The sequence below is a fragment of the Amycolatopsis sp. 505 genome (assembly GCF_031625235.1).
Lineage (GTDB): Bacteria > Actinomycetota > Actinomycetes > Mycobacteriales > Pseudonocardiaceae > Amycolatopsis.
Genome location: NZ_JACKQP010000002.1, coordinates 439,129 through 455,997, shown reverse-complemented (window position 1 = coordinate 455,997; position 16,869 = coordinate 439,129). Strand labels below are relative to the sequence as shown.

Annotated in this window: 22 protein-coding genes; 5 read left to right on the top strand and 17 right to left on the bottom strand. The window is 65.8% G+C overall.

Annotated elements, in window-relative coordinates; genetic code table 11:
* Positions 1-66: 66 nt before the first annotated feature.
* Positions 67-978 carry a hypothetical protein gene (locus H5965_RS09140; protein ID WP_310969001.1) on the top strand — a complete coding sequence of 304 codons (912 nt, stop codon included), beginning with the start codon at positions 67-69 and terminating at the stop codon, positions 976-978.
* 149 nt (positions 979-1,127) lie between these two features.
* Positions 1,128-1,778 carry a class II aldolase/adducin family protein gene (locus H5965_RS09135; protein ID WP_310968999.1) on the top strand — a complete coding sequence of 217 codons (651 nt, stop codon included), beginning with the start codon at positions 1,128-1,130 and terminating at the stop codon, positions 1,776-1,778.
* Here H5965_RS09135 and H5965_RS09130 read toward each other — a convergent pair.
* From H5965_RS09130 to H5965_RS09055, 16 genes are all read right to left on the bottom strand, one after another.
* Positions 1,775-2,428, bottom strand: coding sequence for an HD family phosphohydrolase (locus tag H5965_RS09130; protein ID WP_310968997.1), 654 nt, complete (start codon positions 2,426-2,428; stop codon positions 1,775-1,777). The two genes, H5965_RS09135 and H5965_RS09130, sit on opposite strands and share 4 nt — an antisense overlap.
* A 73-nt stretch (positions 2,429-2,501) precedes the next feature.
* Complete coding sequence (locus tag H5965_RS09125; RefSeq protein WP_310968996.1) at positions 2,502-3,140, bottom strand: hypothetical protein; 639 nt, start codon at positions 3,138-3,140, stop codon at positions 2,502-2,504.
* Positions 3,141-3,142: 2 nt separating this feature from the next.
* Positions 3,143-4,081 (bottom strand): hypothetical protein, encoded by a 939-nt coding sequence (locus H5965_RS09120; protein ID WP_310968995.1) that lies wholly within the window; start codon positions 4,079-4,081, stop codon positions 3,143-3,145.
* A gap of 258 nt (positions 4,082-4,339) precedes the next feature.
* Entirely contained in the window at positions 4,340-4,921 is a 582-nt protein-coding gene (locus tag H5965_RS09115) for a transglutaminase domain-containing protein (protein ID WP_310969667.1), read from the bottom strand.
* Positions 4,922-4,994: 73 nt separating this feature from the next.
* A complete protein-coding gene (locus tag H5965_RS09110; protein WP_310968994.1) occupies positions 4,995-5,600 on the bottom strand; it encodes a histidine phosphatase family protein in 606 nt (201 codons plus the stop codon).
* Positions 5,601-5,649: 49 nt separating this feature from the next.
* The gene (locus H5965_RS09105; RefSeq protein WP_310968992.1) at positions 5,650-6,003 is read right to left on the bottom strand and encodes a hypothetical protein; all 354 of its coding nucleotides are present in this window, start codon (positions 6,001-6,003) and stop codon (positions 5,650-5,652) included.
* A gap of 139 nt (positions 6,004-6,142) precedes the next feature.
* A complete protein-coding gene (locus tag H5965_RS09100; RefSeq protein WP_310968991.1) occupies positions 6,143-6,586 on the bottom strand; it encodes a hypothetical protein in 444 nt (147 codons plus the stop codon).
* Between the two features lie 665 nt (positions 6,587-7,251).
* Complete coding sequence (locus H5965_RS09095) at positions 7,252-8,466, bottom strand: site-specific integrase (protein WP_310968990.1); 1,215 nt, start codon at positions 8,464-8,466, stop codon at positions 7,252-7,254.
* Entirely contained in the window at positions 8,466-8,657 is a 192-nt protein-coding gene (locus H5965_RS09090) for a helix-turn-helix domain-containing protein (protein WP_310968988.1), read from the bottom strand. The genes H5965_RS09095 and H5965_RS09090 overlap by 1 nt, the downstream gene beginning before the upstream one ends.
* Before the next feature lie 12 nt (positions 8,658-8,669).
* Positions 8,670-10,277: a replication initiator gene (locus H5965_RS09085; RefSeq protein ID WP_310968986.1), complete on the bottom strand. Its 1,608-nt coding sequence runs from the start codon at positions 10,275-10,277 to the stop codon at positions 8,670-8,672.
* Positions 10,277-10,663 (bottom strand): hypothetical protein, encoded by a 387-nt coding sequence (locus tag H5965_RS09080; RefSeq protein ID WP_310968984.1) that lies wholly within the window; start codon positions 10,661-10,663, stop codon positions 10,277-10,279. The genes H5965_RS09085 and H5965_RS09080 overlap by 1 nt, the downstream gene beginning before the upstream one ends.
* Positions 10,660-12,213 (bottom strand): FtsK/SpoIIIE domain-containing protein, encoded by a 1,554-nt coding sequence (locus tag H5965_RS09075; protein WP_310969666.1) that lies wholly within the window; start codon positions 12,211-12,213, stop codon positions 10,660-10,662. Before H5965_RS09075 ends, H5965_RS09080 begins: the two co-directional genes overlap by 4 nt.
* 335 nt (positions 12,214-12,548) lie before the next feature.
* On the bottom strand, positions 12,549-12,800 hold the full coding sequence (locus tag H5965_RS09070; RefSeq protein WP_310968982.1) for an AMED_5909 family protein: 252 nt from the start codon (positions 12,798-12,800) through the stop codon (positions 12,549-12,551).
* Positions 12,781-13,047, bottom strand: coding sequence for a hypothetical protein (locus H5965_RS09065; RefSeq protein WP_310968979.1), 267 nt, complete (start codon positions 13,045-13,047; stop codon positions 12,781-12,783). The genes H5965_RS09070 and H5965_RS09065 overlap by 20 nt, the downstream gene beginning before the upstream one ends.
* Positions 13,048-13,293: 246 nt before the next feature.
* The gene (locus H5965_RS09060) at positions 13,294-13,746 is read right to left on the bottom strand and encodes a hypothetical protein (protein ID WP_310968978.1); all 453 of its coding nucleotides are present in this window, start codon (positions 13,744-13,746) and stop codon (positions 13,294-13,296) included.
* Between the two features lie 22 nt (positions 13,747-13,768).
* Positions 13,769-13,993 carry a hypothetical protein gene (locus H5965_RS09055; RefSeq protein ID WP_072476542.1) on the bottom strand — a complete coding sequence of 75 codons (225 nt, stop codon included), beginning with the start codon at positions 13,991-13,993 and terminating at the stop codon, positions 13,769-13,771.
* A 236-nt stretch (positions 13,994-14,229) separates the two neighbouring features.
* Here H5965_RS09055 and H5965_RS09050 point away from each other — a divergent pair, with 236 nt between their 5' ends.
* Genes H5965_RS09050 through H5965_RS09040 form a run of 3 tightly spaced genes read left to right on the top strand, consistent with a single transcriptional unit; the run spans position 14,230 to position 16,212 of the window.
* Positions 14,230-14,973, top strand: a complete 744-nt coding sequence (locus H5965_RS09050; RefSeq protein WP_310968977.1) for a DUF5919 domain-containing protein — start codon at positions 14,230-14,232, stop codon at positions 14,971-14,973.
* A gap of 8 nt (positions 14,974-14,981) precedes the next feature.
* Entirely contained in the window at positions 14,982-15,452 is a 471-nt protein-coding gene (locus H5965_RS09045; RefSeq protein WP_310968976.1) for an NUDIX domain-containing protein, read from the top strand.
* Positions 15,453-15,468: 16 nt separating this feature from the next.
* Positions 15,469-16,212, top strand: a complete 744-nt coding sequence (locus tag H5965_RS09040; protein WP_310968975.1) for a hypothetical protein — start codon at positions 15,469-15,471, stop codon at positions 16,210-16,212.
* Positions 16,213-16,219: 7 nt separating this feature from the next.
* Here H5965_RS09040 and H5965_RS09035 read toward each other — a convergent pair whose 3' ends face one another.
* The gene (locus H5965_RS09035) at positions 16,220-16,684 is read right to left on the bottom strand and encodes a hypothetical protein (RefSeq protein ID WP_310968974.1); all 465 of its coding nucleotides are present in this window, start codon (positions 16,682-16,684) and stop codon (positions 16,220-16,222) included.
* Positions 16,685-16,869: the final 185 nt, after the last annotated feature.

Here is a 16,869-nt window from a genome sequence, read left to right as displayed (position 1 = left end):
ACCGAAATCGTGATGCATCCTTTTGGCGGTACGCATCGAAGGTCCCCGGCTCATTAAGGTGGCCCGATGGTCGCGCCTGAGAAGCCCCAGTCCGCCCCGAAGACCGCCCAGTTCGCCGTGGGTGTCCGCGGGTACAACCAGCGCCAGGTAGACGAGCGGCTCGCCGAGCTGACCAAGGAGCTTCGCGAGACGTCCCGCAACCGCGACGACGCCGTCGCGACGTCCGCGGATCTGACGAAAGCGCTCGCCTACGCGCAGAAGGAGCTGGCCGAGACGAAGGCCGCCCTGGCCAGGATGAGCTCGAGCCCGTCCGGCGCGGGCGCGATGGCCGAGCGCGTCCGGATGATGATGCAGCTCGCCGAGGAGGAGATCGCGGACCTCCGCTCGGCGGCGGAGGCGGACGCGGCCTCGACCCGCGACCAGGCGGACAAGTACGCGCACGAGACCCGCCGCACGGCCGACAAGCTGGCGAAGGACGCGGAGGAAGAGCGCGCGCGCCTGCTGTCGGAGGCGAAGGGCGAGATCGAGAAGCTGAACGCGGCGGCCGGGGCGAAGAGGGTCGAGCAGGCGGCGGCGGCCGAGCGGGCGCGCAAGGAAGCGGACGCGGCGGCCGAGGCGGCGGCGGCCGCTGTGCGCGAGGAAGCGGACCGGGTCGCCGCGGAGGAGCTGGCCGCGCGGAAGAAGGCCTTCGAGGAGGAGTTCGCGCGGAAGAAGCAGGAGACGGAGGCGGCTCTGGCCTCGGCGCAGGCGTCGCAGGCGTCGGCGGACCAGAACCGGAAGCTCGCGCTGGACCTGCGCGCGAAGGTGGCCGAGCGAATCGCGGCGACGGATGAGGCGGTGAAGGAAGCCATGCGCTTGCTGGCACCGCCGGAGGACGCTGCTCCGGCCGAGAAGCCGGCTCCGGCTCCGGCTGCGAACGGGGAGCGGAAGCCGGCTCCGGCGCCGAAGGCTTCTCCCGCGGCTCCGGCCAAGGCTTAGTCGTCCACATCGGGCTGGGTCGTCCACGGATTTCGGGGGCCCAGCCCGCCCGGCACAGCGCGTGAATCCCCCGGCCGGGGAGGTGGCCGACACTCGGGGGTGACTGGCAGTCTGCAGATGCCGATCACCCACGAGACAGGACCCTGCGCATGATCCTCGAGACCGAGCGGGCCGCCGTGTGCGCTTACGCGCGCCGGATGGTCGGTGACGGCCTGGTCGTCGGCACCTCCGGGAACGTCTCCATGCGGGCCGGTGACCTCGTCGCCGTCACGCCCACCGGGGTTCCCTACGCGAGCCTCACCCCCGCCGACATCCCCGTCGTCGACCTCGGCGGGCAGGTCGTCGACGGGTCGCTCAAGCCGACCAGCGAACTCCCCATGCACCTGTCCGTCTACTGGGACGTCCGCGATCCCGACGGTGAGCCCGTGACCGCCGTCGTGCACACGCACTCGCCGCACGCCACCGCCGTCTCCACCCTGGTGCGTGAGGTTCCTCCGATCCACTACATCGTCGCCACCGTCGGGCCCTCGGTGCGCGTTGCGCGCTACGCCACCTACGGCACGCCGGAGCTCGCGGCCGCCGTGCTGGAGGCGCTCGAAGGACGCCGCGGCTGCCTCATGGCCAACCACGGCACCCTCACCTACGGCGACGGCCTCGAAGCCGCCTACCACCGGGCCCAGCAGCTCGAATGGGCCTGCCGCGTGTGGCTGCTCGCCCAGAGCGCCGGCCGGCCCAGCCTGCTGCCGCCGCCCGAGGTGGCGAACGTCGTCGAACGGCTGAGGGGCTACGGGCAGGGCTAGGACGCCACCGCGTCCAGCAGCTCCGCCACCGTCGGGTCGTCCACCGCCTCCTTGATGCACTGCCACAGCTGCAGGTTGGCCGTCGCCCAATGGGAGTACGTCGCCGCCGCCTCCGGGTTGTAGAAGTAATAGCCCTCGTCGTGGACGTCGCACTGCTCGCCGACGATCTTGTCGGCCAGCTCGCGCAAGCTCAGGCCGTTCTCGCGCAAATACCGGTGCGCCAGCACCACCGGCGTCACCGGCAACGCCTTGAACAACGTGTCCGCGTCGCTCAGGGCCTGCGCTTCCAGCGAAATGTCCCGGCCGCGGGTGGCCATTTCGGCTTCGTCGACGATCTCGTCGATCCACCGCGCGATCCGCGGCGGGACACCGCATTCGGCGAGGATTTCCAGCCGCAGGCTGCGGCCCGCCGCGGCCGGTGAGTTCCGGAGCACCAGGTAGTTGACGTCGTGCACCAGCGCGGCGACCTCCACCACCGCCTCGTCGGCGCCGTTGTGCCGGGCGAAACCGGCCGCCTTCGCGCGGACGAAACTGACGTGGTGCCAGCCGTGGAACTGCAGCCGGTCGGCGTACTGCCGGCAGAGCCGGTGCACCCGATTCTCGACGGCGCCGACGATCACGTGGTCGATCGTGCTTTCCTGCGTGCGCATACACCTCTCCCATCCCGGCCGTGGGGTTCAGACGGGTGGAGTAATGGTAAGCGCCGCTGACGCCGGTGTGTAGCTAGATGCGGTCGGCCAATTCCCCCAATCGGACCTCGACCGGAACGTGACGATGACCGATTCCGCTGGCCGGGTCGAAAGACAAGCTGAAACTGCTCACCGGGCGTGATTTCACGAGGAAAGTCATCGTTCCGGTGGCCGCTTCGGGGATCCGGTGGAATTCGTCGGCCAGCATGGTGGCGCAGGCACCGGCACCGCACAGCGTCCGGCGGCGCAACCGCGCGGACGTGATCAGCCCGGTGCCGGCGTCGATCGTCGTCTCGTACCGTTCGTGCAGGTAGTCACCACGGAGGATCGTGGTGCAGAAGTGGTATCTGTGGTTGTGCACGGAATCCGCGTACCCCTCCCGCCAGTCCTGCTGCGCCTTGTATTCGTGCAGCCAGAAGGAAAACGGGTCGGACGGCGAATCGAGCAGGCACCAGGCGAAGTGGGTGGTCGTTTCCCGGGACGAGCGCAGGACCTTGGCGGCCTGCGCGGTGGACAGCGCGCGCAGCTGCGTGCGCAGTTCGTCCCGCAGGCCGGACTGGCCGGCCCACGGCCGGAACCAGCCGTCGACCGCGCGCCAGTCCGCGGCGAGCGGGAATCCGGCCGTGCGCAGGCGCGTGGCCAGTTCGGACAGGGGGGACAGGCGGGTGAGCAAGGTCAGCTCCCTAGCTCGGCGACTGCGGAGAACTCCGCGCGGAAGGCGTGGAACTTGCCCTCCAGCTCGCGGAACTGCTCCTCGGACAACGGGGATCCGGTGATCTTCTCGAACAGCGCCAGGAAATCCGTCCGCGTCGTCGCGGACGTGATGCGGAAGTGGCGGCCGGTCCGGGACTGCGAGACGCGCACGAATTCGGCGCGTTCCATGTTGTAGAGGAAGGAACCTTCGGTGAACCGCAGGGACCGCGGGTACAGCTTCGTGGCGCCGCGGACGTCGCTGTAGAGCGACACCCACACGCTGTCGTCGAACATTTCGAGCCGGTCCAGCGGCGGGTCGGCGACCACGGTGATGTCGACCGACGCGCAGCGGCTGCGCGCCAGGAAGAGGCCGACGAGCCCGATCTTGATCTCTTCGTCGAGCCGGCTCTGGATCTGCTCGGAGTCGGCGTCGGCCGCCTCACGGCGCAGCAGGTAGCGGGCGCGCCCGCTGATCGCGCTCGCGTCGCGCGGATCGGCGATCACGGCCCGCAGTTCCCGCTCGGTGCGGGAAAGCAGCAGCCGGGCGGCCGCGTGGCGGCCGGAGAACCCGCGGAAGAAGTACTGCCGGGTCGCGTCGAGGTCGGCCATCAGCGCGCGGTTGAACGCGGGGTCGGGATCGGTCGTCGCCTCGAAGACGTCGGTGGGGAAGAACTCCTTGTTCAGCGCGCGGTACTCGGCGCTCAGGTCCTCCAGCGCGCGCCGGCTCTCCTCGATCACCGGGGTCACGAGCGCCTTCTGCGACGCGCTCGCGGTGATCAGGGTCTGGCCGAACCCGACGATCGCGGAGATCAGGGTGCCGGTGCCCAGCGACGTCACCAGGTTCTTCCCGGTGCCGGGGTCCATCAGGCCGGCGATCCACAGGCTCAGGCCGGCGACCACGACGAGCACCGTGAGGAGCAAGCTCGTCCTGGTCCAGAAGATCTCTTGCAGTGGGGTACGGCGGAGGCGTCCGCCAGCCGCGGCCACGTGCTTCACCTCCCTCGAACCACCCGAACGGACGTATGCGTAAAGTGTCTGTTCGAGCGCGGGGAGTCACTTTACGCCCGTCCCGGGGTGTGCGAAATAAGAAGTTCGGGGGACAGGACTGACGGACAGACGTCACTCTCGGCAATAATTTACCGGATCGGCCGGTTTTCCGAAAATGCCGGAAAACCATGATCAAAGCGTGCGGGGCAGGCCGTTTTCGTACCAGCCGGGGCCCGGTGCGACCGTCATCAGGAAATCCACGACGGCCGGTGCGGGGGCCGGGTGGATCTCCGGGTGATCGCGTTCGCCGGCGGCGGTGTCCACCGGCCAGGCCAGTTTTTCCGCGTCGAGCGAAAACTCGCCGCCGGCGCCGGTGCGGTTGCCGCGCGCGTCGAGCCGGGACCACTTGCCGTGCAGGTGAACGGCATTCAGCCCGTGCAGCGCGGAGAGCTCCTGGTAGCAGAACCCGGCCGGAATCCCTTGTGCACGCAGCAAAGCCGCGAGCAGGTGGGCCTTCGCGTAGCAGATCCCGACGCGCTCGCGCAGGACGTCCGAGGCCCGCCAGGTGACACGTGGGTCGGCAGCATCGATGACGTGTTCGACCTCGTCGCGCACGAAGAGGAACGCGGTTTTCGCGGCTTCGACGGGATCGCCGTCCACGGGACGCAGGCTGCCGGCCAGCGCCCGGATCGACGGGTGTCCGTGATCGACGACGGCGTCGGCCACGAGGTAGTCGCTCAGCCGATCGGACGTCGGCGTTGGCGCGGGATTCATCCGCGCATCCTGACACGCTGGGCCGTTCGGGCGAGAGCCGATTTTCGCGGCGGTCACTTCTTGTGGTCGCCGACTACGGAACGTAAAAGTCGGGCGGGAAGCCCGTCCAGCGGAGTCCGGCGGGGAGGTGGCTCAGGTCGTTGTAGGTCAGCAGCGCCGCAGGGCGTCCCGGTGAGTACTGGATGACGGTGAGGCCGGCGTTGGCGTGGGTCAGGGTGAGCCACCGCCACGGTGGGGCGTCCTGCGCGGCGCGGACGAGCCAGCCGACGAGGAAGTTGTGCGTGACGAGCACGTCGTACCGCGGCTCGGCCCCGGGAACGGGCCCGCTGAACCGGCGTTCGGCTTCGGCGGCGAGCTCTTCGTCGGCGGGCGGGAATTGGCGGACGAAGGCGAGCAGGAGGTCGCCGGAGGTCTCGGGGAGCTCCTCGCGCTTCGGCGTGTACGGGACGAAGTCGCCTGCCGCCTTCTCGGTGTGGACGGGGACGCTGGGCAGCTGGCTCGCGATGAGGTGGGCCGTTTCGGTGGTGCGGAGGAGCGGGCCGTGGTGGATCGCCGTCACCGGCACGTCCCGGAGCCGTCGTCCGAGGAGGACGGCCTGGCGTCGACCCGCTTCCGTCAGTCTTCCGTCCCGGGCCGCCTCCGCGTGGCGGGTGAGGAAGAGGTAGCGGGTGGTCAGCACCCGGTCAGGGTGTCACGGTTGAGCCGTTCGGGTCAGTGTTTCGGCTCGCTCAGGCGATGGGGACGAGGACGCCTTCGGGACGCTGGCTGGGGGCGAACTGGGCCACCAGCCTGGCCGGCGCGGGGTGGGGGCCGAGGATCGTCGAGGCGAACGGCGTGATCGTGTGGTCGTGGCCGCTGTTCGTCTGCAGGTGGACGCTGACGTGGACGTTGCGGTCGGCCGGGATCTCGAAGGAAACCGAACCCCAGGAGACGACGTACTGGCGGCCGTCGATGCTCGCGATCGGGGCGTAGGCGCGGACGGTGTGGCCGAGGTGGGGGATTTCCACCGTCAGGAGACGGCGGGGGCCGTTGTGGTTGTCCACATACGGGATCACCCCTGGGGTTTTCGACAGTTCGGTCATGGCTCCGAGGTTCAGAACTGGTAGTACAAGGCATGGGACCGCGCTTGACCTGCGGTTCATGACCTAGATCATGCCGCTAGGCCGTCATCAGGCCGTGTCAGGGGGTCGGCCAGCAGGACACGGTGTTCCAGGGAGGAAGTCAGTCTTCTGGGGGCGAAGGAAGCATCGTAGGGAACGCGCTGTTAGTGGCTTCCAGTGTCAAGGTGACTTCGCGGTCCTTATCGAGGTGGACGCTAAAACCCGCGAAGTGCAATTCAGAATAATGGTTAATTGTTTGTGTTCCATATATTCCGTCAACTGCTATGCCTTGGAACTCGACAACGAGGCCGTGTAGATCTAAATCTCTAACTTGATCAAGAGAGACTTGCTTTTTTGCGGGGAAATTGTATTTCAGTCTATCGTTGTACTTCGGCTGGAAATAGCGAATCAGACCTGCTTCTCCGAGGGCAACCGCCTGTTTTTCCCAAAACTCGGCAGATTCGACCGCTTCCAAAACTCTCGCGGTGTGCTCGTCATCCTCTTCGGATGTCTTTTCTGTCGGATTGCGTGGATCGATCTCGGGTGCGACGTTGAGATCCGTCACGGATGCCATCGTCATCCAGACTTGCCGATCTGGCGGAGTCTCAGCCAAGATCCGCTGCGCGGTCTCGTGATGCCTGAGACGGTCCCATGCCGTGCGGTCGCCGGACCCTCCATATGCTTGACCGATATATAAGATCTCGTGAACCTTTGCCACTGAAGGCCAGCCTGGAATAATTGCATGGAGTAGGCCTACGACTCCTGCTGACATGACTTTCCCGACGGAGTCTTCGATGCGGAAATCCTCGTATGGCCAATCGGATTTCCATGTGAAGGGAGGCTTCCCGCTTGCGGTTAGCCGATGAGGTGTTATGAATGGGAACTCATCGAAGCTCTCCCCTTGCTGAAGGCGCAGGGTTCCGCGAATTTCATGTTCGGTAATTTGCACACTGTCTGGTCGTATTGACATCCGAGGTCGCGTTGTTATCAAGTATAGGTGGCATGACTCGAAGTCGGCTGTCAGGCTGGCCTTTTGAAGCTCCTGTTGTCGGCCAACAAAAGATCCCGAGACTGTCACGACCAATGACCATTCAGTAATGTATTTGCGAACCTTATCTGTGGTCATTTTTGCGAGGCCTCCAGTCGCATCTCGTTAGGCATATGTCGATCTAGACTCGACAATCGTTACCGATCTTGGGGTGCAGTGACCTCGCCGAAGCGAACTCGTCGTCACGCCAGGACTGCGTCCACCGCTCGTCGGGCCCGGTCCTTGCTTGACGGCATGAGGTGCGTATACGTCCGCAGCGTGAACCCGGGGTCGCTGTGGCCGAGGTGTTCGGCGAGCGCGGTGATGGACTCGCCAGCATCGAGCAGCGTCGAGGCGTAGAAGTGCCGGAGCGCGTGGAACCCGTCGACGCGCTTCACCCGGGGAACCTCCGCCTTCTTCAAGGCCGGTCCCCACGCCCACTGGTTGTAAACGGGACGGGATACGGCGGTCCGGTCCCGCGTGTAGACGATCACGCGCGCCGAGACGAGTTCGCCGCCGGGATGCTGCCAGGGCAGCGTGACGACGATCGGCGGGAACTTCGCGACGTGTTCCCTAATGTCCTGGGCGACCGACGTCGGTAGCGGAACCTCGCGGATCTTGCCCCGCTTGGGCGGTCCGAAGCACGGCTTCCCGTAGACGAACTTCACCTGCCGCTGGACCGTCACCATGTCTTCGTCGAAGTCGACGTCATCGAGGGTCAGGCCGAACGCCTCACCCTGCCGCAGACCGAGGCCAGCACCGAGGGACACCGTGACCTTGTACCGCTCGGAGATGGCGTCGCGCACGGCGTGGACCCGGTCGGTTGTCCACGGAACGATCTTGCGCGCGGGAATGGCCGGCTTCCGCACCGACGACGCGTTGCACGGGTTCTTCCTGATCAACTCGTCATCGATCGCGGCGTTGAAGATGCTTTGCACGTGGACGAAGAGCACCTGCCGGTAGCTCGCGGCCAGCTTGCCGTCCTGCAGCGCCCGGTCCCACTCCCGGATGCTCGACGGCTTCACCATGTCCAGGTACTTGTCCCCGAGGTGGGGATAGATGTGGTTCTTGAGCCGGACGCCGACCGACTCACGTGTGGACTCCTCGAACGTCTGCGTGCGCAGCCACTTGTCCGCGTACTGCCGAAACGGCACCTTTCCCGCCTCAGGGTCTGTGTACACGCCCTGGTTCATCTCGTGCTCGACCTTGGTCAGGAAGTCGTCGGCCGCGCGCTTCTGCTTGTCCGCGAAAGACTTGCTCCGCTCCGCACCGGTCGGATCTTCGTACCGCACCCGGTAGCGCTTCCCGACACCGAATAGCTCGGTCTTCTCAAGCACCGGCTTGCCGCGCCCGTTGAGCACGACCTTGCCCGCGTCGTCCTTCTTCGGCCGGTACCAGCGGTCCTGGACGTGTCCCATCAGGCAGCCTCCAGCCCGGCCACCCAGGCCCGGACCGACGCGGCGTCGTACCGCAGGTGCCGGCCAACCTTGCTCACCGGCGGTCCCTCGCCTCGCCACTTCCACTGGTAGAGCGTCTTCACCGGAACGCGGAGATAGGCAGCGACGTCCTCAACTGACCAGAGCTGGTCAGTGCTTTCGAAGTTGTTCATGGTTCCCCCTGGTCAAGCTGCGAGCTGAGTTGCCGAAGTTTCCGGACCCTCCCCTGGTGGTCCGGCGGCCGCTAGTAGCGCCCGGTCGTACTCGGCCTTCCACGTGATCCGCTCGGCGATCGCGTGCATGACCAAGTGCGGTCGGGGCGGGATCTGCGGGTCGCCTGGCTCGACCTTCCGCCATACCAGTCGGGTCGGGTCCGGTTGTGGCTTCTCGATCCCGATCGCCGCCAATGCCCGCGTGACGAACGCCTTGCGGTCGGCTTTAAGGTCGTCGAGGGTCTTGCCCGACCATTTGCGCGACACCAGCACCCGACGTCCCGGCAGCCCGAGCGTGGTCCGGCGATGAGCCCGTCCCTTGCAGTGCCCCGGCGTGGTCTTGCTGCCCGCGCCCCTGGGCTGCACCCCGTAGAGCAGCCAGACCGCGCAGCGAGGGGAGCACGGGGTCACGGACAGCTCGGCGTGTAGCCGGTCGTGGTGATCCCGCAGCCGTGCCGTGTCCGCCTCGACCACCTCACCGGTGGACTTGGTCAGGTACTTGGTCAGGTAGCCGATGTGGCGGCCGGCCTCTTCGGTGCCGCCGAGGATGCCCTTAGAGTGCACCTGCCGCCCGAAGGTCACCACGTGCGCCGGGTCCTCCACCTCTTCTACGGCGTTGTCCCATGTGGTCAGCGGCTCGCGGGTGTCCGGGTCCAAGAACGCCCGGGTATCCGGGTCCCAGACCGGCAGCCGATCTGTGTAAACGATCTCGTCGTGCGACGGCCACCAGACCTGGTGATAGGTCGCTTCGGTGACTTGCCGGATCACGTCGTGCGGGATCGCCCCGCGGATCGCCGCGTGGAGATGCGGAGCCGTCCGCTTCTGCGGCTCCACCGTGGCGAAGTACTGCGCGTCCCAGCCGACGACCCGGCGGAGGTTCTGCCACCACCGGTCCACCAGCGCGGCGAAGTGCACCGCGTCGCGGGCGGCCCGCCGGTAGTCATATCGACTTGGATCGACCGGCGAGCCGTCGCCACGGACCGGCCCGTAGGTGTCGCAGGTCAGCGTGACGAACATCGACGGCCGGAACTTCCCCGCGAACTCCCGCCCGACCGTCGTCTTCGCGACCTTCCGACGAGGCAGGTTCGGCGCGTCCTGCCGCCGCTTCGTCGACCGCTTCACCGCCCGCTTGGTCGGGACGTCGAGGGCGGGCAGCCGACCACGCATCCCGAGTTGCCGAAGTTCAGCATCAACCCCGGCGACCTCCTCCCGCAACTCCTCCGCTTCCGCCTGGTCGTGCTCGACCACCTCCCGATAGGCCGCCACCAGGTCCGCCCGGTAGGTCAGCAGCTCCTTGTGATCCTCCGAAGGCGGCTCGGCGGTGAGGACGGGTTCTTCGGTCATGTGCCAGCCCTCGCGGCACTGAGCCTGCCGCAGCGCTTTCGCCTTCCGCGCGCACGGCAGACACACCGACTCCACCGTGGAGCCGCACGGGACCGGGACGTAGCGCAGTTCGCCCGTCTCCGTGTCACCGAACTCCATCGTGAACGGCCGGACGCAGACGCCGTGCTTCTCCGCCGTCGCCCGGATCACGTCAGCAGCCAGCGGCGTCCGCATCCGCTCCGCGCGTGTCTCGCTCATCAGGCCGCCACATCCCCGGGCGTCGACCAGCCACGCAGCAGGTAAACGGGCATGTCCTGCTTCGCCCCGGCCGGGAGGTCCGGGAACGTGCTCGGGCTGAACCGCACGACACCGAACACCAGGACCGGAATGCCGCAGGGTGTCCGGCCGGTGATGGACAGGTGGACCCACCTCCCGTCGACCAGCCGCCACAGCCGAGCCGACACGTCCTCGAGCGTCTGCGTCCACACCAGCAACGCCCGTGACACCTCCGGCAGGCCATCGACGTCGAGCTGAACCGTGATCGGGCTGGACCAGGCGTTGACGTCGACCGACGCGGCCGGCGGCAGCTGATACGAATCCAGGTGATCGCGGATGGCGTCGAGGAAGATCATCAGCCGGTTCACGCGGCCACCCCCTCACCGCCGTGCCGCAGATCCGCGACACCCCCGTTGGTCACGTACGCCTCCAGCGCCTTCACCGTGGCGTCGGAGACCCATCCCGCGCGGATGCGCAGCGGCTCGCGGATGCCTTCGCCCCAGACGTAGCCCACGCCGGCCTCCGAGTCACCGATCCGGTTGGCCCACGCTCCTCGCTCGTACGCGCCGTCACCGAGCACCATCCCGACGTGCGTCTTCGAGGTGACGCGCAGGCACACCCGCCGGGTGAACAGCTCCCGCACCGGGACGGTGTCCTTCGTGGGCTCCTGGACGTAGCCACGGACCGAGATCCCCAACGCCCGACCTTGCGTCGTCAGCAGCGCGACGCGCTCCACAATGGCCTCACGCGTCTTGCGGTCGGTGTACTTCGTCAGCGCGCCGATCTCGTCGAACTCCAGCAGCTCCAACGGATACTCCGTCGACACCGGAATCGTGCGCAGCCGACCGGCGAATGCGCGCTTGCGGGATTCCATCTCCTCCACCAGGTCGTCAAGCAGCTCGACCGCGTCCTTCCCGCCGACCGCGTAGCGGGAGAAGATCCCGCGCCCGTACGCGAGTTCCATGCCCTTGGGGTCGATGCCGGACATGCGCACCACCTCGGCCCGGATCGCCGGAGCAGCAGCCACGAGCGGGCACCACATGACGCTGTTCTTGCCCGCCCCGGAGGCACCGGCGGTCAGGCAGTGCGCACCGGAGCCCAGCAGAGGGACGCGCCAGTCACGGCCGTACTCGGTCCGCCCGGCCCAGACGTTGCGCAGGTCCACGCCGGTCGAGTCGACGCCGTCCGGAACCTGAGGGCCGGCCACCCCGCCGCTGAGCAAGTCGCGCCGCTGAAAGTCGATCGAGACGACGTTGGGAGCCAGCTCGCGGACCTGGCAGCGAGCAACCTTCCGCGCAACAGCCAGCGCTCGGGCGGCCTCGTCGAAGTCCTCCGGCTTCTGCCCGGCCACCAGCTCCACCCGCACCTCGTCCCAGGAGGCACCAGAGCGGACGCCAAGCACCTTGGGCAATCGGGTGCCGGAGCGAGGAGAGGTCGAGCGGGACAGCGCGCGTCGGCGACCGACGAGGTTCACGTTCACCACCACCGGCAGCGCCTCATCCCGCACCGACAGGCCGCAGGCGTGCAGCCACTCCGGCAGCTTCCGCCCGTACACCGCCCACCGGGACCACCAGGAGCGCAGGAACCGCCCGCACCACTGATCGAACGAAACGGCGTCGATCGCCCACCACGCGGCCAAGATGACTGCGACGCTGCCCAGGGTGATCGCCAGGGAGAGCCAGCCGACCAGCTCGCACCAGGCGTAGACCGCGACCACGGCCAGGCTGGTCCGCCACCGCGTCACCACCTGCGCGAGCATCCACACGACCGCCTTGCACAGCCACCACAGGGCCACGAACACCACGGCCGCCGCAGCCAGAGCTTCCAAAATCGACGCCAGGGCACGGCCGACCTTGTGCAGCACCCACACACCGAGCCCAAGCCCAGCGAGGGCCACTACCGCGAAGCCGGGAGACATCACCGACCACCCCGCTTCACGTCGAGGTCCAGCGGCAGCATTCCCAGACAGGGCGCGCACTGGGTCTCGCCGGGCAGGAGTTTGGCGAAGCGTTTACAGGAGGCGCAGCGCGTTCGGGTGACCCCCGTTGACGCCCGCCGGTTGTCGTCGTTTAGCGTTGTCATTGTTCACTTCCGCTGGTTGTGGACAGCGCAGGAGCGGCAAGGTTGGTAGCCGGTTTCCGCTTCTGCGCCTTAACGGATCACACGCACCCATATCAGGGCGTGTTTCATCGCCACACGTCATGGCGTGCGTTTTTCGCTGGTACTGTTGACTTTTCGGTCGTCTATATGTGACTAATCAGCAGGCGTCCCTTCCGCCTGAAGGCTCGCCGAGATCTCACCCGCCTTCTGCTCCTCGTACCCGGCCCAGTACAGCGCCTCGTGGTGATGGCCCCGGTCGACGTCCGCGACGGCCTTGTAGAGCCGTGCGTTGCCGAGGCGGAACGCCAGCCACACCGACGGGTTCGCGTCGTTGGGTGGCCGGCGGTCCATCACGACCTCGTGGGCGTCCCGCAGCGTCTTCGGCTCACCCCTGCGCACCGTCACTCCTCCCCGCGCGGGCTTCCAGCAGCGCCGCCAGTTCCTCGGCGTGGTCGCGGAGCCGGCGAAGGAACACCGCGCACCCCGCCCAGGCGGTCTGATCCTCCGACGGCACCAGCGTCACCACGCACAGCCCACCAGCCAGCACCAGGACCGGCGGATGCGATGCGCCCGTCCCGGTCTCCTCCACCGTCACCTCGGTACCCGCGCCCACCGTCCAGCGCAGCCCCAGCCCGTCCCACGTTGCCGTCATGTCGTTCCCATTCCCGGGCCAAGTCCGCGAACCCCTCGGCCGCCGACTCCAGCGCCGCCACACACCACCACGGCAACCCCCGCGCCTGCGCCAGCTCGTGCCACGCCCGCGACACCCGCCGAGCCGCATTCGCCGTGTTCGTCGCACTCACCGGCGACAGCACCGCACGACCGTGCTCCCACGCCGCCATGTAGTCCCGATACGCCTGCTCCCACGCCTCGACCCGCTCGCGGAAGCCCATCCCTGTCACGCCGCCTTCGCCGGCTCACTGGCCCCACCAGACCGAGACGGCTTCCCGTTGCTGGTGGCCTGCTTGAACCCGGTCGCACGGAACACGTAGGACTGGTACTTGAACTCACCCTGCCCCGCCACGCGCGGTTCGGCCGTCAGGCCGTCCAGCTCGATCGGCCGCATCCCCGGCAACGCCTCCGCCGTGGTCGGCACCGGCTGCACGTCGGCGAGAAGGGTGATCTCGAACGAGGCCCGCTTCGCCCGCGTCTCGGCCGGGTCGGTGACCATCACCTTCCACTGCCGCTTACCCGTCACCTCATCAACCCGCTGCCGCACCGGACGGTTGGCAGCCCGGTCCTCCCGCGACTGGTACTCGTTGTCCGGCGACACCTCGCCCACCATCACCAAGCCCTGCGGAAACGCGTCGTCAAAGTCGATCCCGAACCGGTGTCCCTTGTCGATAGCCATGCTGAATCCCTTGTGTCGTCTGTTAGTTGGTTTCTTCGGGCGGTTCTCCGCCTCGTGCCGCTGCGGCGTCCAATGCTGCGCTCACCTCGTCCAGTTCCCTCCGCAGTACGGCGATGGCGTCGGAGTCCACGAGCAGGACCACCGGGAACGCCTTGCCGAACCGGACTTCCGCGCGGTTTGCGTACGTCAGCGCCCTGACACGAATCGGCAGATCAGCCGTGACGTGGATCTGAACCGTGTCGCGCATGCCACGCCGCGCCTACGCCGCACGTCGGCGAGGTACCGCCCGCTTGTCCAAGCCAGCCGGCCGGACGGCGGTTTCAATGGTCACGCCTACCTCCTCGGTGTCCTGGCACCGGGCCTGCCCCGGCGACCTGACACCCAGACTCCGCCAAAACACGGGACGTGATCACCACGTGGCGGGACATCTCGGGACGTCCCTGGTACCGTCGAAGACGTCCCTACACGTCCCAAGGGTTGACGATGCCGAACGAACGCCTGCGTGACGCGCTACTGCGCAACGGCCTGACGTTGGAGCAGGTAGCCAAGGCCGTCGGGGTCGATCAGAAGACCGTCGAGCGCTGGATCACCAAGAACCGGACGCCCTACCCCAAGCACCGGCACAAGATCGCCGCCATGGCGCGCGAGTCAGAGACCTACCTGTGGCCGGACTCCGTGGCCCCGGAGCGCAAGGCCGAGACGGCCGCCGCCGAGCTTGTGCAGGTCTTCCCGCACCGCAACGCCGTCCCCGTCGAGCTGTGGGACCGGCTGATCAAGGAAGCATCGGAGACCGTCGAGATCCTGGTACACGCGGCCTTGTTCCTGGTGGAACGCCCACGGTTCATCAAGGACCTTGCAGCCAAGGCCGAGGCCGGCGCTCGAATCCGGCTCGCGTTCGGAGACCCCGAGGGAGACAGCGTCGCCCTGCGCGGCGAGGAAGAGCAGTTAGGCGACGGGACGCTCGCGGCGCGCATCCGCAACGCCCTGGCGTCCTACCGACCGTTGGTTGGCGTTGACGGTGTGGAGATGCGGTTCCACAACACGACGCTCTACAACTCAATCTTCCGATTCGACGACGAGATGATCATCAACACGCACGTGTACGGGTTCCAGGGAGCCCACGCCCCCTCCCTCCAGCTGCGGAGACTCTCCGCCGGGGACCTCTTCGAGACCTACTCGGAGAGCTTCGAATCCGTCTGGAACCTCGCCAAGCCGGCCACCTTCTAGGAGGCATCATGACCCGAGTCGACTACTACAACGACCCCAACGCGCCGAAGGCCAACAGCATCGCAGTGGCGGTATCTGCGTTCATCCAGGACGACGATGGCCGGATCCTGATGATCAGGCGCACCGACAACGGCCTGTACTCCATCCCAGGCGGCCAGCTGGAACTCGGCGAGACTCTGGCCGAGGCGGCGGTCCGAGAAGTCCGCGAGGAAACAGGCATCGAGTGCAAAGTCACGGGGGTAATCGGACTGTACTCAGACCCGAGGCACGTCATCGCCTACGATGACGGAGAAGTTCGGCAGGAGTTTTCAATCTGCTTCCGCGCGAAACAGGTGAGTGGGACTCTTCGGACCAGCAATGAAAGCAGCGAGGTTGCCTGGATCTCACCCGATCAAACTAGCTCGATACAAATTCACCCAACTATAAAACTACGAATCAAGCATGGCTTAGCAGAAGAAAAGTCAACCTTCTTCAGTTAGTGGAAATGTGAGCGCAATGACAGGTGCAACCGGTACGCTTAACTTGCTGAAGAGGGCAGACGACGCTCTTGGCGTCCTTGAAGCATTGTCCGAGGAAAGAATCAAAAAACTGACGCTCTTCGAGGTAGACCCCAAGCCGGCAGGTCGCAGCCCGGGCCTCGGCAAAAGTCCTGAAATTCAGGAGTTCGTACCGCAAGCGCTTGAGCTCAGGGAGAACTTCAATATTCCTTACTGGATGAGTATTTTCTTTGTTGCGACAAACTCGGGTAAGGAGATACCGGAAAAGGTACTAGACTCTGCTACTTTTCATGTCGAAACATCGACTCAAAAGAAGGTGGAGATTGCAACCTCATCGGACCTTGTCAAAGAGATCGATGCGACTATTGCACTTTTGCCTGCCGACTATTCATTGATGGTTAGCTCGAAGGTGCTAACCGTGGAAGATGAATACAAACACGTGCCCATGCTTGACTTCCGATTGAAGTCGACGCATTCGAATCACTCGGTCGTGTCAAATGTTGTCCGGCGACTGGGGCTTCCTGGCGTAGTGTTGGATTCGGGACGTTCGTATCACTTTTACGGTGCGAGTCTGATCACTGACACTGAGCTTACGCAATTCCTTGCGAAAGCGCTGCTATTTACCCCGCTCGTAGATTATCGCTGGATCGCACACCAGTTGCTTGAAGGCGCATGCGCACTTCGGGTGTCACCTGGTGGCGCAGAACAGATAACACCTCGCGTGATCGAGATTGTGGCCTAGTTGCCATTCAATCGATAAGCCAGCCCATCGCGCGCGGGAAAGTAAAACGCCTTTTCTCTTGTCGCTGCCACACGCGAGCTGACGCTTCATTAAACTCGGGGTTGATGCGACGAGCGAGTACCAAGATGGCTACTACGGTTGCCCCAGCCAGAGCTAGCGCAGATGCAGCACTCTGTGCACGAGCACCTGTTGTGTAAACATCGTCTAATAGGAGAACCCTGCGTCCGTGTATATTCCCATGAACTGAAAAACCTTCATCGCTCATCACTCGCGAGCCTAGATCAACCCGCCCTCGACGAAGAGGTTGCACATAGGGCGCGCCGAAGCTATCAGTACCTTCAATGATCTTTTGCAAAGAATCGGAAGGTTCGGGACGTGTCGATGGGACGGTCACGACACAATCGAAACCTTCTGTCACATCTTCGAGAAGCGCAAGATTATAGTGTAAGAACAAGTCTAATATCAGCGCCACGAACCGACCATACGACGGCTCGAACTTCTCGCGTCCTGGCTTATAGTAGCTAAGAACATCTCTCAAAGCGGAGGGCTTGCGATACATAGAGATGGGTATGACAAGCTCGCATGGCCGAGAAAGCGACTCCGACATCTCCATGCAGTTCGAACAGAGAGGAAAACGCTCATGTCGCCAACTCCGAC